Source organism: Hominimerdicola alba (assembly GCF_900112155.1).
Lineage (GTDB): Bacteria > Bacillota > Clostridia > Oscillospirales > Ruminococcaceae > Hominimerdicola > Hominimerdicola alba_D.
Genome location: NZ_FOKQ01000018.1, coordinates 49,236 through 63,327, shown reverse-complemented (window position 1 = coordinate 63,327; position 14,092 = coordinate 49,236). Strand labels below are relative to the sequence as shown.

Genomic DNA, 14,092 nt, shown 5'->3' with positions numbered 1-14,092 from the left:
TTGTTACTCCTCCTCCGAGATGTACTCGAACATCTCAATTATCTCTTTCTTTGAAAGCCCGCAGCTTGCCGCCAGCTTTCCTATCTCAGCCATCAGCTCTTCTATTTTTCTAAGATTGGCTTCTCTTATAAGCTCCACGTTTTTGGGCGCAACGAAACAGCCCTTAGCGGCTATGGTGTATATAAAACCCTCCCGCTCCAGCTCATCATAAGCGCGTTTTGTGGTGACCACGCTTATCTTCAAGTCCTTCGCGAGATTTCGTATCGAGGGCAAAGCCTCGTCCTCTTTAAGCGCTCCGCTGATTATCTGACTTTTTATCTGATTGAATATCTGGTCATATATCGGCGCACCGCTCTTGTTATCAATAAATATGTTCATCAGTCCACCCCTGTCATACGCGGGTATATCCGCATCATTTTTTTACCCTGACTATAAATCGTCCGTCTCTCTGCTCTGCAATACCTTTCCCGCAAAGCAGAGCATAAGCTTTTGCAGTTGTCATACGGCTTATCTGTAATCTGTCCGCCATATCCTTTACTGCGGGCAGCTCATCACCCGCTTTAATTTTCCCCTCAGCAATTAGCCTTTCTATCTGACTTATTATCTGCTCTGTTATGGTCAGATGGCTCTGCGCATCTATCTCTATATTCATTTTTTGCCTCTTTCCGTTTTGCTATGTCCTATCTTTCGTTCCGCCCGCCGAAGATCTGTTTTTTATCTCTGTTATCCCCGCCGAACTTCAAACTGTCACCGCTGACCGTCACTCACGCCCCATAAAAAGACCGTTCACACGAACTATCTCTCTGCCAAGCGACCTGCCTGCCAGCCATATCCGACAACTCTCAGACTGTCACCACTGCCCGTGATCTTTCTTAACACGGATAACTCTGTTAGCGATGCCTGCCAGCACACATATCATAATCGTGCCCACCGTGAATATCACCCCTGCTGCCGCCATTCCGCGGGAGAAAAATACCGCCGCCATCAGCGTATCAAAAAGTATAACGCTCCATATGGAATCCAGTATCTTTTCTGTGCTTTTCATTTTTGCTGCCTCCTTAGTTTTGTTCCCTTGTCTTTTTCTTTCCGCAGGAATTATCTGTTCTTCTCTTTCCTGCCCCTTGCGATATCACCCAAGCCTATCGCCATAAAGGTTATAGCCAAAGGCATCATGCCGTCCAGCATCAGCCACATCATGCCCAGCATAACAAGTGCCGCACCGTCAGCCTCTCTGTTTTTCCGATCGTTCTCGAACATCTTTCTCAGCTTTTTCATAACTGACGCTCCTTTCGGTTCTCTCTTTTCTGTCTGTGTTTTTCTGTCTTTTCCGTTTTGCTGTGTCCTGTCTTTCGTTCAGGTCTCCGATATCTCCCGCAGGCTTTTTTCTTTTTTATACCACCGTAAAGATACCAAAAACTGTACTCACTGTTCATTAAGTTTGAACTGTATGTATACAGTATACACAGTTTGCACAGATTTGTCAACACATCGGCGTTTTCTTTGTAAGTTTGCACAGTTGTATCCTTAGCGCAGACGTTGCGTTTGATTAATTTACACAAACCAACAATCCAAATCGCCACCGGACTGTGTATATACCCACCCCAAACTGTGTATACACACCCCACTACTGTATATACACAGTAAAAATTTTCCCCACAAACAAAACAGCCCACGAAAATACTCGTGGACTATCCTGCGGTAAAACTATTTATTGGAGAGGGTAAAGAAGAAACCGTCATTATCTTTTGAATAAGCTCTGTACTCTATCTCTGAGCTTGTATATATGATAACATACACGGCTAAATTTTACTTTAAACATTTTCCGTTTCCCGAAATTTTTTCGCGTACATCCCAACACATCTTATCCAACACAAACAAAACAGCCCACGAAACATAATTCGTGGGCCATTCTGCGGTAAAACTATTTATAGGAGATAGCGAAAACATATCAACTCTTGTATTCTTTCTTTATCTTGTGTATATAATAACACCCCCGGCTAAATTTTACCTTAAACAATTCTTATTTTCAGAATTTTTTCACCGATCACAATGAGTTACACCAAACAAAACGACCCGTGAAACATCAATTCACGGGCTATTCTGTAGGGAAACTATTTTTTGAAGAGAGGAAATTTGAAAATCTTTCTTTAAGCTTGTATACATAATAACACCCACAGCTAAAATATACCTTAAAGATTTTCTCTTTCTCGAAATTTTTTCGTGCCGATCTCACCACAGCTTATCCACCATATCCCATAAAACAAAACGACCCGTGAATCATTTTCACGGGTTATTCTGTAGGGAAACTATTTTTTGAAGAGGGTTAATTAGAAAATCTTTCTTTAAGCTTGTGTATATAATAACACCCACAGCTAAAATATACCTTAATCTTTTTCTGATATCCGAAATTTTTCGCAGCAGTTTTACACCAACTTATCGCCCACAAACAAAACAGCCCGCGAACATCATTCGCGGGTCATTCTGCGGTAAAACTTTTATAGGAGAGGGTGAAAATATCATTAGCTCTTGTACTCTTTCTTTATCTTGTCTATATGATAACATCCCCGGCTAAATTTTACCTTAAACAGTTTTTATTTTTCATAAAAATTTTCATCTCGCCCCCAAATACACTTATTGGTTCGTTTCGACGGCATAAAGACACCCCGCAGAAGATATCTCCCGCGGAGCGATCTAAATTATAGTTTAATCTTCAGATTTAGCTAGCTTTACACTGCTGTCCTTGTCGGTAGTAACGGTAAGCTTGTCGCCGTCTGCACCGACTTTCACAAGTCCGATACAGCCCTCGCCGTTCTCCACGATAACTTCTGCTATCTTGTCCTCGACCTCTGCCCTTATCACGCGGCGGATATCTCTTGCACCCAGCTTTTTGCCATGGCTCTTCTCCGCGATAAGCTTCAGAGCATCCTCGGTGTATTCCAGCTTGATAGCCTTCTCCGAAAGCGGAACTCTCATCTCGTTCAGCATAAGCGCGGCGATCTTCTCGTAGTGCTCCTTGCTCAGCGCATTGAACATAACTATCTCGTCCACACGTCCCAGGAACTCGGGCTTCAGGAACTCTCTCAGAGCCTTCATAGCCTTGTTCTCGGCTATCTCGGTGTCGGTCTTGTTGAAGCCCACACCTGTATCCTTGTCAGCCGCACCTGCGTTGGAGGTCATAACAATGACAGTGTTCTCAAAGGAAACGCTCCTGCCCTGAGAATCGTTTATCTTGCCCTCGTCCAGTATCTGGAGCAGTATATTCATAACATCGGGGTGAGCTTTTTCTATCTCGTCGAAAAGTACCACGCTGTAAGGTCTGCGCCTTACCTTTTCCGTCAGCTGACCTGCCTCGTCATAACCCACATATCCGGGAGGCGAGCCGATAAGCTTGGATACACTGTACTTCTCCATATACTCCGACATATCTATCCTGATAAGGGGCTCAGTAGCATCAAACATGGATTCGCCCAGCACCTTTACAAGCTCGGTCTTGCCCACGCCTGTAGGTCCTACGAATATGAACGATGCAGGTCTGCGTCTCTTATCCAGCTGAACTCTTGTCCTCTTGATAGCCTTAGCCACCTTGTCAACAGCCTCGTCCTGACCGATGATGCGCTTGGACATCTCATCTCTCAGGTTGCGTATCTTCTCGAATTCGCTCTCAGCTATCTTGTTTGCAGGTATGCCAGTCCACAGCTCGATGACCTTGGATATATCCTCGTCAGTAACGTATACCTCAGCCAGCTTATTCTCCAGGTCTTCTATCTGCTTGGTCAGACGGCTTATCTCGCTCTTCTCCCTGGCGATACTCTCAAAATCGGGCTCGTCTTTCTGCTCGTAGGTATCGATAAGAGCCTTGTGCTCTTCGAGCTCGCCCTTAGCCTTGTCGTACTCAGCTATCTCGGGAGTGCGTATGCTGGTGCAGGCGCAGGCTTCATCAAGCAGGTCGATAGCCTTGTCGGGCAGGAATCTGTCGTTGATATATCTTTCGGAAAGTATGGCGCACTTTCTCAGGCTCTCCTTTGAAACGTGAACTCTGTGATACTCCTCATAGTACTTGCTAATGCCCTCCAGAACACTTACAGTGTCCTCAACGTTAGGCTCACCTACCGTTACAGGCTGAAAACGTCTTTCAAGTGCGGAATCCTTTTCGATGTACTTGCGGTACTCCGAAAAAGTAGTGGCACCGATGACCTGTATCTCACCTCTTGAAAGGCTGGGTTTCAGTATATTAGCCGCATTCATGCTGCCCTCGGAATCGCCTGTGCCTACCAGAGTATGCACTTCATCGATGAACAGTATGATGTTGCCCTCAGCTTTAACTTCCTCAACAAGACCCTTGCATCTGCTCTCGAACTGTCCGCGGAACTGTGTGCCTGCTACCAGAGAAGTTAGGTCGAGGAGGTATATCTCCTTGCCCAGCAGATGGAAAGGCACATCACCTGCAACGATCTTCTGGGCGATACCCTCAGCGATGGCAGTTTTACCAACACCGGGCTCACCTATCAGGCAGGGGTTGTTCTTCTGTCTTCTGGAAAGTATATGCTCAACTCTCGAAATCTCCCTGTCTCTGCCGATGATGTTGTCAAGCTCACCGTCACGGGCTTTCTTGGTCAGGTTTGTGCAGTAGTTATTGAGGAATTTCAGCTTCTTGCCGTTCTTTCCTCTGGGCTCTTTCTCAGCCTGCTCGGAAGACTTTCTCTTTGGGGCTGCATCGGGCATTATGCTGCCGAAGCCCTCACCGCCTGTAAGATTTTTCTCCAGACTGTCAGCCATGTTCTTTATACCGCCGAAAAGGTTCGACAGTATATCGGGCATGGTGCCGCTTCCGCCGGGCTCGAAGTCCGAGCCGTCGTCCAGTTCATCAAATGTATTGTTCATTGCCTCAATTTCCTCATCGGATATACCCATCTTCTTGATGTAGTCCTCCACCTGAGGTATCTTCAGTTCTCTCGCACAGCTAAGGCACAGACCCTCGTTCTTCATAGCCTTGGTAGGGTCATTGGGGTTTGCCGATGATACGAATACCACCGCAGGCCTTTTGCCGCACCTTGAACACTTTATCATATTTATCTCCTTTCCGCCCTGCCTGAAGCAAGGCTGTAAATATCCTATTCATAATATGGGCTTCGTACCGTATCGCATATAAAGCTCGGTACATATCAGCCGTGGAAAAAGTCAAAGAAATATCTGAACAGATAAGTCTCCTCAGCTATCCCCGCATTGAATACAGTCAGGCTGTCCTTTGTAGCCCGACAGAAAACGGTCAGCGCCCAGGCGATGACTGCACAGTAAAGCAGTCCCTGTATGGTACCCAGCGCCAGCCCCGCAAAACGGTCAGCCGCCTTGACGTCTTTCATCTTGTCCAGTATGCCCGATACCGCCACTATCAGTTTCAGCAGAAGTATCATCACCAGATAGCTTATGACAAATAACAGACAACGTATCACACCTGTCATTATGGGGCTCACAGCCTTTTCAACGATGTAATCCGCCGCGTCCGCCTTGCTCTGGGTTGCTACCCTGGTAACACATTCGCGCATATCCTCAGTGGAGATATGTATGCTATCGACAAACCTCGAAAGACCTGCTTTCTCCAGCTGCCTGTCGATACTCACTGGCAGTTCGTTATCCAGATAACTGTCTATCTCCTGATTAAATCCGTCGATATCATCATTGCCGAATCCTTTGCTTTTCATAAGCTCGCTGATATTCTCATCGAGGTCGCCGCCCTTTTCAACGGTCTCCCCTATCTCAGCCTCAGTGAAATGATCACCGTAGCCACGCTCTTTCAGCTTATCCATGACTATCTCTTTCGGGTCGGCATCTTCAATCGCCTTCATCACATGAGCCTTTACCTTGTCCCGCATATACCTGTTATAAACAGGTTCAGCCAGCGCATCGGAAAAAGCCGCAGCCGATACCGTGGCGATAACGGCAGCTATCATGCCTATGATACTCCTGCGAAAACCCCTGGTATAACCCACAATGCAGGTCACCACAAGTATCAGGAACACAGATGCATCAAGTATAAAAGCCATGATACTCCTCCTATGTGGCAAAGGATATCTTGTTCACCTCACGGTAATCACAGAAGTATACGCTGTCATCGAAGTAAACAAAATCACTGTAATCCGAGCTGCATTCCGCTGTCGCATCAAGATTTCCGAACCTGTCATAACAGTCTATGCTGTTCTCTTTCAGCAGAACTATCTTGCTGCCGCTTATTTTCAGCCTTTCGGGCATTCCGTCGGATTCCTTCACCCTCTTGTCGGGCTGGTCGTTCTCAGTGCTGCTGTCAAATATCAGCAGTTCCGAAGACCTGCGTTTGATACCGTCAAGCACCACCGCAGCACAACTGCTGCTCAGGGCAAAGTCCGATATCGTGCCCTCGTATTTGTATGTGGTAAGTATCTTTCCCCTGCTGTCAAGCCTGTAGAATGCTGTGTCACCTGCTACCCAGATGTCACCGCTCTCGTTTTTCATAGCCTGCAAAGCCAGCACGGGCAGAGGTTCGCTCACCATCTCAGGGTCTTCAGAGTCAAATGTCAGATACCTGACCACCGAACTCAGCATACCGCCCTTGCTTGAATACGTTGTAACAAAACAGCCGCTGCCGCTTTCGTCAAATGTAACGCTCAGCACCGCCGCGCTGCTCGACCATTTGTATATCTCACGGCCGTTGCCGTCATATACCGTCAGTATGCCTGCGTACTTCTCGTCCGAAGTTACCACAGCCACATTGTCGTTTGAAGCCAGTTCAGCCATTATCAGCCTGTTCTTCACCGACTTCGTGAACATCTCGCTCTTCTTTCCGACTACCATCAGGGAACTTCCGCCCTTGTCGTAAAGCAGCACCCTCTTGTCAGATGTCCTCATTACAGGGTCTGCGTAGTTGTGGCTGAACGAGTTGCTCTCCTCACCGTCAGAATCATAGAACTTCAGCTGGTTCTTATCCAGACAAAGCAGGTAGCTTCCCGTATTGCTTATACTGCTCACCGCGCCGTCGTCAAAGCTCAGGGGGAAATTTCCCTTCTTTACTTCGCCATCGTTGACTATGGTCTCCTTAGGACGGTACAGCACGCTTTCCAGCTTGGGAACCCACTTTCCTCTCATAAGGTATGCCCCGCCTGCGAACATTGCAACTATCAGCACAGCCGCAACTGTCCTTACACGACGCTTTTTCTTCTCGCGGTGTCTTGCATCGCGTATCTCCTCAGGGGTAGGCGCTACGTGTTCGGGCTTTCTCCTGCGTCTGCGGGGTTCCTCATCGGGTATGCCCCCTGTGCGGGTGTGCTTTATGCTCTTTCTGGCAAGCTCCGCTTCATCTCTGGGGGGAGCGGACCTTTTCCTCTGGGAGGACTGCTTATGCTTTTTCTTGTGCGGCTTTTCTCTCACCGGTTCACTCTCGGGGACCGGCTCTCTCTCGGGGATCTCTTCTTCCTCGGGTTCTTCTGATGCTTCCTCTAAAAATTCCTGCACAGGTGCAGCAAAAGATCCTTGTTCGGTTTCTTCTGAATCTTCCTCCACAGATCCTTCGGCAGTTTCTTCCGTATCCCCGGATGATCCTCCTATGGCTTCCTCTGTAGTTTCTTCCACAGCTTCTTCCGCTGTTTCTACAGCTTCATCAGCATTTTCCACGATATCTTCGGCAGTGTCAGATACTATCTCCTCAGCCGTTTCTATGGCTTCTTCGCTTTCCTCAGGCTTTACCGTGAAGTCAGCAAGCTCAGCCATCTCATCTATTTCCCTGATGATGTCCTCGGGGCGGCGAGTTCTTCTTCTGCCTCTTCTGTTTTTACTCTTATTGCTCAATCTACCGATACCTCATCATAATAAACTTTGTTCAGGTACAATCCCTGAGGCGGTACTGTCTTGCCTGCTTTCTTCCTGTCCTTTGAATCCAGTATGCGGGGGATAGCGTCAGCGGCTATCTTACCCTCGTTTATGAAAAGCAGCGTTCCCACCATTATCCTGACCATATTGTATAAAAACCCGTTTCCCGCCACGGTGAAGATGACCTTGTCACCCTCACGCCTGACATCGAAACGATATATCTTCCTTACAGTTATCTCTTTGTCGCAGGCTGTGGAGCAGAATGCCTTGAAATCATGCTCGCCGACAAAATCCTTTGCCGCCCTGTCCAGTAGTTCCTCATCTATGGGATAAGTGTTCCTGAAAGCAGTATTGCGCATGAATGGGTCTTTTATCCTGCTGTTGTGTACGATATACTCGTACTCCTTGCCTTTGCACATATATCTCGCGTGAAAGCCCTCATCAGCTTCCTCGCAGCCTATGACACTGATATCATCGGGCAGCCATGAATTCAGCCCCAGCTGTATGCCCCGACAGTTTATGGGCAGTTCCAGCCCGAAAGAAAGCACATATTCTCTCGCATGGACTCCCGCGTCAGTACGGGAACAGCCCTGCACGACCACCTTTTCTCCCGTCAGCTTCAGGATAGCGTCTTCCACTACCTCCTGCACTGCCAGCGCATTTGATTGTCTCTGCCAGCCGTGATAATTGCTGCCGTCATAAGCCAGCGTCATTTTGAAGTATCTCATATTATAAACTTATATCCCGTCTTTGTCAAGTGTTACTTTTGTTATCTCGTATACAGGGCGTATTATCGTCATATCCTTCTTTTTGCCGTATACCAGCAGCTTTATCCAGTCCTCATCGCAGTCAAGTACCCTGCATTTAAGTTCTTCATATGCAAAATTCAAAGTTACATCCTGTCCTATCAGTGTTTCCAGTATCTTAGACATACCGCTGCCTCCATTCAGTTTGTTTTCAAGTCTGCTTATCTTTTTCTCCAGTATCATTATCTTGTGATCCTGATCCATATCGGTCAGAAAACCGCCCATTACAGACATCTCCTTTCATATGTATACCGTTCTCCGCCGCAAAATGCGCATACTCGCCCCACGGTAACTCTCATGAAGCATACCGCACCGCAGAAAACAGCAATTATCAGTCAAAAGGCGTTCTTATACCGGCGCCGTGACCAAGCCTTTCCACCATGTCCTCGTAGCAGTCTTCACACATGGTGTATATCCAGCCATCGCCGCGCTGAACACAGGGCTTGCCGCACTCAAGACACCTTTTGTGGCTGAGTGAAGTGTACTTCTCCAGAATGTCATCCATTTTGGGAGTAGTCATGCCCGTGTAGATACGAAGCTCGCCGTACTTTTCCATAACTCCGGTGACACGCCATTCTTTTCTGTCGTGTCTCGTGAAGTTCTTGTATTCTGCCGCCATCTCTGTCAGCATCTCTTTACCGAAAGCTATCCTCCAGCCCTTCGGTATCTTGCCGTACCACGAGAAATCCAGAGTCTTTCCGGTAGCACCGTTTGTAGCTTTCGTGAACGGAAGTTTCTTCATAAGTTCCTTCTCGCTCATTCCCAGTTCGGGGAAATAAATATCTTCCATCATTAATTCTCCTCAAACATACTATTGTCTTCCAGAATTTTTGCACATTTTTCTGTAAACCATATCCACAGCATATGTTGATATGCTGAAAACTTCTATTTAGTGATGATATTCACCGCGATGACCCCTGCTAAGAATACCATGCAGTACAAACTGCCCCAGAGGTCGATCAGGCTGAGTTTCAGCTGTTTCATGCGCGTCCTGCCCTCACCGCCGTGATAGCACCTGCATTCCATAGCCAGCGCAAGTTCCTCGGCGTGCCTGAAACTTGCCACGAACAGCGGTATCAGTATGGGTATCAGTGCCTTGGTCTTCTGTATCAGTCCGCCTGTTTCCATATCAGCACCGCGTGCTTTCTGGGCATTGATTATCTTGTCGGTCTCCTCGATGAGCGTGGGTATGAACCTCAGGGCTATCGTCATCATCATAGCCAGTTCATGCACAGGTACCTTTATCTTCTTCAAAGGTCCCAGCAGCTTCTCGATAGCATCCGTAAGTTCTATGGGTGAAGTCGTATAGGTAAGCAGTGAACTTCCGCATATCAGACATATTATCCTTATAACCATGAACACCGAAGTATCAACGCCATCGCTTGTCAGCTTTATTATCTTCCATTTCCACAGCACATCGCCTGTGCGTATGAAAAATAAGTTCAGCACCGCCGTGAATATGACGATGGGTACTATGGGCTTCAGGCTCTTGCCCATCATTTTTAGCGGTATCCGCGATATTATAAATGTCACCACCGTGAACACTATCCCCACCGAGAGCGCCTGTATGCTCTTAGCCATGAACAGCATAACGATGAATACCGCCGTCAGCAGTATCTTCACCCTGGCGTCCATGCGGTGCAGCACCGAATTCCCCGGGAAATACTGTCCTATCGTAATATCCTTTATCAATCCTAAACCCTCTTCCCAAGCCTGTTCAGCAAAAGGTCTCTGCCGAAACCGACCGTATATACATCTTCTCCAAGGTCTATCCCCATAGCTTTCAGCCTGTTGAACACCCTTGTCACCTGAGGAACTGCAAGCCCCATAGCTTCCAGTTCCTCAGCACGGTGAAATACCTTCACCGTCTCATCATAGCAGAAAAGCTTCGCATCGTTCATGACAAGTATCTTGTTAACATTCTTGGCGATATCCTCCATTGAATGTGATACCAGCAGTACCGTGTTGCCTTTCTGCCTGTGGTAATCCTTTATCATGCCCAGTATCTGCTCCCTGCCCTTGGGGTCAAGTCCCGATGCAGGCTCGTCCAGTATCAGCACCTCGGGTTCCATCGCCATAACTCCCGCGATAGCCGCACGCCTGCGCTGTCCGCCCGAAAGCTCAAAGGGAGATTTCTCCAGAGCTTTAGAAGAAAGCCCGACCATCTCTGCACTTTCTTTTACACGGCGGTCAATCTCGTCCTTGTTAAGCCCCATGTTCTTGGGTCCGAAAGCTATATCCTTAGCTACCGTCTCCTCAAACAGCTGGTATTCGGGGTACTGGAAGACCAGCCCCACCTTGAACCTCACAGGACGAAGCTTAGACTTATCGTCCCAGAGTTTTTCGCCGTCTATGTATACCGCACCGCTGGTGGGTTTCAAAAGCCCGTTGAAATGCTGTATCAGCGTGGACTTTCCCGAACCCGTGTGCCCGATTATCCCTGCAAAGTCACCCTTTTCTATCTCAAGGTCAACGTTATCAACTGCCACCTTGCGAAAGGGCGTACCCTCACCGTATACATAGGTGAGTTTCTCGGTTTTTATCACTGCCATTTTACTTTCTCCAAACTATAACGCATTATCCTGCGTTCTTCGATATCTCTTTTTTCAGGCTGCAAAATACTACGATGTTCCAGCCCGCCAGTAAACTCAGCAGACCGTATATCGTCCCGCGACCCTTGCTTATCGCACCGCTCTTTACAGCACTTGCCGCTGCGGATATGCCGAATAACACCGAAAGGATATACAGCACCAGCGCCGCCGCGCCAAGCCCGCTGACTACCATGAACAATACTCCGTTGACCACAAGAAAATATCCTGTCAGCGGTATCAGTGCGATTCCGAAAGTCAGAAGGCAGAATATCAGCAAGATAAACGGATTCAAGACTATCATCATCGTCTGCATAAGTTCGTCCAGATGGGGCAGTGCAAGTATCACCATCAGCACAAAAGCACCTATCATACATACTGCCGCCGCTATACCACGCGCTGCCGAATCCTTAGCCCGCCGCGCCGAGTACACATTGTCAGCTTCATAGCCTTCACGCACAGCCGACTTCCTTACCAGCGCCTGAGCCGTATATATCAGCCCCGCCGCCGACGGAACTGCACATACTGCCATAAGTATTGTCTTTGCAACTATCGCCGCCTTGGATGTGCTTCCGAATATCTTTACGTACTCGTACTCCTTGCCTTTCAGCCCCGTGACTTTAACGCCCATAGCCGCAAGCAGTCTTGCACCTTCGGCAAAATACATACCCGCAACTGCCGCTGTCATCAGCATAGCCACAACAGCCGCCGATGTCTTATGCAGTTTGAGTTTTCCTGTCTTTCCAAGCACTATCAGCAATACTGCTATTAGTGCAGAACCTGTTACAAGCATTTTTTCGTCCTCGCTAGATCGCTTTTTATTATTTCCTCTTGACTATATCCTTGTATTCAACAAAAGTCCTGTCATATTCTATCCCGAAATGTTCCATCACAGCCTTGGTGTAGTCCTGTGCCGCAAGAAAAACGTTTATCAGCCTTTCATCGCTGTCACCAGTCTGCCATTCTTTCAGCCCCATATAATAGAACATCTTGTCGTCATCACTTATAAAGAAGGGTATTATATCGTTTTCCAGACATTGCTTGAACATCAGCAGCCTGCCTGTACGACCGTTTCCATCATAGAACGGGTGTATCTTCTCATACATCATGTGGAAACGCGCAACATCATATAAAGTCATCTCAGTGCCGTTCTCCGCAAGAAGTTCCCGCATCTTCATACCAACTTCATCAGGTGAAGCCGTCAGCATACCACCGACCTCGTTTGCTTCCTGCTTGTACTCTCCTATCACGGCATATCTGTCCATAACCCCGCTTTTCAGCATGCGGTGCAGGTCTTTGATGTACACTTCCGTCAGCGGTTCACCAAGGGTATCAAGTATATGGTCAAAGCACCTGAAATGATTCACTGTCTCGATGATATCATTCACCCTGACTGCGTCATTAGCTCCGTCCACACCTACAGTTTTGGTTTCGTATATATACCGCGTCTGGTCGTGGGTAAGCCTGCTGCCCTCGATGTGGTTGGAATTGTAAGCAAAATCCACCTGCATCTTGTTGTAAATACCACCCTTGTGACCCACACGCTTTTCTTCAAGAAGTTTTTCTCTTAATGTCATACCGTCCGTCACTTTCCAAACAGCTCCGCCAGCTTCTCCACACACTCATCTTCATCGATTATTTCTGTGGAGATATCAAATCCCGCTTTCTGTAACTCCCATGCAAGTTCAGTTACCTGCGGAACATCCAGACCAAGTTCTTTCATCTTCTCAACCTGTGAGAATATCTTCCGCGGCACATCGTCCATGACTACCTCGCCGCCGTCGATAACTACCACACGGTCAGCCTGAGCCGCTTCTTCCATATAGTGAGTTATAAGCACTATCGTCACGCCCTGAGAATTCAAAAGCTTTATAGTCTTCATGACTTCCTCACGACCCTTGGGGTCAAGCATAGCCGTAGGCTCGTCAAGCAGTATGCAGTCGGGACGCATAGCGATTATACCCGCAATAGCCACCCTCTGTTTCTGTCCGCCGGAAAGCTTGTGGGGGGCGTGCAAACGGTATTCGTACATTCCCACCGTCTTCAGGGCTTCGTCAACTCTCCGCCTTATCTCCGCGGGTTCAACGCCCATGTTCTCCAAAGCGAAAGCTACGTCCTCCTCAACGATAGTCGCAACTATCTGGTTGTCGGGGTTCTGGAATACCATTCCCACCCTCTGCCTTATGGGCAGGAGATTGTCTTCGTCCAGCGTGTCCATGCCGTCAACGAACACGCCCCCCGCCTCGGGAAGATTGATAGCATTTATACACTTTGCAAGTGTGCTTTTTCCCGAACCGTTGTGACCAAGTACCGCCAGGAACTCACCCTTTTTTATATTCAGCGTGACTCCTTTCAGCACCTCTGTCTTAACGGGAGGTTCTTCCAGATCATTTATATATGAAAACCGAAGATCTTTTATCTCGATGAAATTTTCGCTCATAAATATTTTCCTTACTCTTCGTTGTTTACTGTTTATGATGTTCACTGCTTATAAGACTTATTCCATCTTATAAGCACTGAACACCTGTACGTTGGGCTTTTCTGCGGAACGCATCTGCGCCCCGCAAGCCCGCGGACGTTCGCCTTACTTGTCACCCTTTACCTTGTCGATGACCTTGCCTGCAACGTCCTTTACCTTTTCGATGTTCTCTTTGGTTGCTACCTTCTCAATGTTCTCCTTTGTAGCCACCTTCTTTACCTCTTTCTTAACGTCGTCCTTAACCGACTTGGAAACAGGTATCTTGTCAGCTACCGCATCAACAGCCTTGTCAACTGCCTTAGCGATACCGTCTCCACCAACTGCCTTTGTTATGTCCTTTACGTCCATTTTTGTGACCTCCTGTTTTTTGATTTATTATGAAA

At 47.6% G+C, this 14,092-nt stretch carries 16 protein-coding genes; all 16 read right to left on the bottom strand.

Translation table 11 applies throughout. The features are described from left to right. Nucleotides 1–3: 3 nt before the first annotated feature. The 16 genes from BM265_RS11170 to BM265_RS11090 all read right to left on the bottom strand — a co-directional run bounded on the left by BM265_RS11170 (nucleotide 4) and on the right by BM265_RS11090 (nucleotide 14,057). The gene (locus tag BM265_RS11170) at nucleotides 4–378 is read right to left on the bottom strand and encodes a GntR family transcriptional regulator (RefSeq protein WP_074961829.1); all 375 of its coding nucleotides are present in this window, start codon (nucleotides 376–378) and stop codon (nucleotides 4–6) included. A gap of 34 nt (nucleotides 379–412) precedes the next feature. Next, on the bottom strand, nucleotides 413–652 hold the full coding sequence (locus BM265_RS11165) for a GntR family transcriptional regulator (RefSeq protein ID WP_074961825.1): 240 nt from the start codon (nucleotides 650–652) through the stop codon (nucleotides 413–415). A gap of 198 nt (nucleotides 653–850) precedes the next feature. Beyond that, complete coding sequence (locus tag BM265_RS11160; protein ID WP_074961823.1) at nucleotides 851–1,045, bottom strand: hypothetical protein; 195 nt, start codon at nucleotides 1,043–1,045, stop codon at nucleotides 851–853. A 50-nt stretch (nucleotides 1,046–1,095) separates the two neighbouring features. Then, a complete protein-coding gene (locus BM265_RS11155; RefSeq protein WP_074961821.1) occupies nucleotides 1,096–1,275 on the bottom strand; it encodes a hypothetical protein in 180 nt (59 codons plus the stop codon). 1,428 nt (nucleotides 1,276–2,703) lie between these two features. After that, nucleotides 2,704–5,067, bottom strand: coding sequence for an ATP-dependent Clp protease ATP-binding subunit (locus BM265_RS11145; RefSeq protein ID WP_177219580.1), 2,364 nt, complete (start codon nucleotides 5,065–5,067; stop codon nucleotides 2,704–2,706). A 95-nt stretch (nucleotides 5,068–5,162) separates the two neighbouring features. Beyond that, a complete protein-coding gene (locus tag BM265_RS11140; RefSeq protein WP_074961817.1) occupies nucleotides 5,163–6,041 on the bottom strand; it encodes a CvpA family protein in 879 nt (292 codons plus the stop codon). Between the two features lie 10 nt (nucleotides 6,042–6,051). After that, nucleotides 6,052–7,815, bottom strand: coding sequence for a DUF5711 family protein (locus BM265_RS11135; RefSeq protein ID WP_242940829.1), 1,764 nt, complete (start codon nucleotides 7,813–7,815; stop codon nucleotides 6,052–6,054). Beyond that, nucleotides 7,812–8,564, bottom strand: coding sequence for a tRNA pseudouridine(38-40) synthase TruA (truA, locus tag BM265_RS11130; protein WP_074961814.1), 753 nt, complete (start codon nucleotides 8,562–8,564; stop codon nucleotides 7,812–7,814). The genes BM265_RS11135 and truA overlap by 4 nt, the downstream gene beginning before the upstream one ends. A 9-nt stretch (nucleotides 8,565–8,573) precedes the next feature. Continuing rightward, on the bottom strand, nucleotides 8,574–8,867 hold the full coding sequence (locus tag BM265_RS11125) for a hypothetical protein (RefSeq protein ID WP_074961810.1): 294 nt from the start codon (nucleotides 8,865–8,867) through the stop codon (nucleotides 8,574–8,576). A 106-nt stretch (nucleotides 8,868–8,973) separates the two neighbouring features. Continuing rightward, a complete protein-coding gene (locus BM265_RS11120; RefSeq protein ID WP_242940828.1) occupies nucleotides 8,974–9,432 on the bottom strand; it encodes a hypothetical protein in 459 nt (152 codons plus the stop codon). Between the two features lie 95 nt (nucleotides 9,433–9,527). Next, nucleotides 9,528–10,334, bottom strand: a complete 807-nt coding sequence (locus BM265_RS11115) for an energy-coupling factor transporter transmembrane component T family protein (protein WP_074961806.1) — start codon at nucleotides 10,332–10,334, stop codon at nucleotides 9,528–9,530. A gap of 2 nt (nucleotides 10,335–10,336) precedes the next feature. After that, nucleotides 10,337–11,194 carry an energy-coupling factor transporter ATPase gene (locus tag BM265_RS11110; protein ID WP_074961805.1) on the bottom strand — a complete coding sequence of 286 codons (858 nt, stop codon included), beginning with the start codon at nucleotides 11,192–11,194 and terminating at the stop codon, nucleotides 10,337–10,339. A gap of 25 nt (nucleotides 11,195–11,219) precedes the next feature. Continuing rightward, nucleotides 11,220–12,023 (bottom strand): hypothetical protein, encoded by an 804-nt coding sequence (locus tag BM265_RS11105; RefSeq protein WP_074961804.1) that lies wholly within the window; start codon nucleotides 12,021–12,023, stop codon nucleotides 11,220–11,222. Between the two features lie 28 nt (nucleotides 12,024–12,051). After that, complete coding sequence (locus tag BM265_RS11100; protein WP_074961864.1) at nucleotides 12,052–12,807, bottom strand: Fic family protein; 756 nt, start codon at nucleotides 12,805–12,807, stop codon at nucleotides 12,052–12,054. A gap of 8 nt (nucleotides 12,808–12,815) precedes the next feature. Next, complete coding sequence (locus BM265_RS11095) at nucleotides 12,816–13,670, bottom strand: energy-coupling factor transporter ATPase (RefSeq protein WP_074961803.1); 855 nt, start codon at nucleotides 13,668–13,670, stop codon at nucleotides 12,816–12,818. Nucleotides 13,671–13,814: 144 nt separating this feature from the next. Continuing rightward, nucleotides 13,815–14,057, bottom strand: coding sequence for a hypothetical protein (locus BM265_RS11090; RefSeq protein WP_074832633.1), 243 nt, complete (start codon nucleotides 14,055–14,057; stop codon nucleotides 13,815–13,817). Between the last annotated feature and the right edge of the window lie 35 nt (nucleotides 14,058–14,092).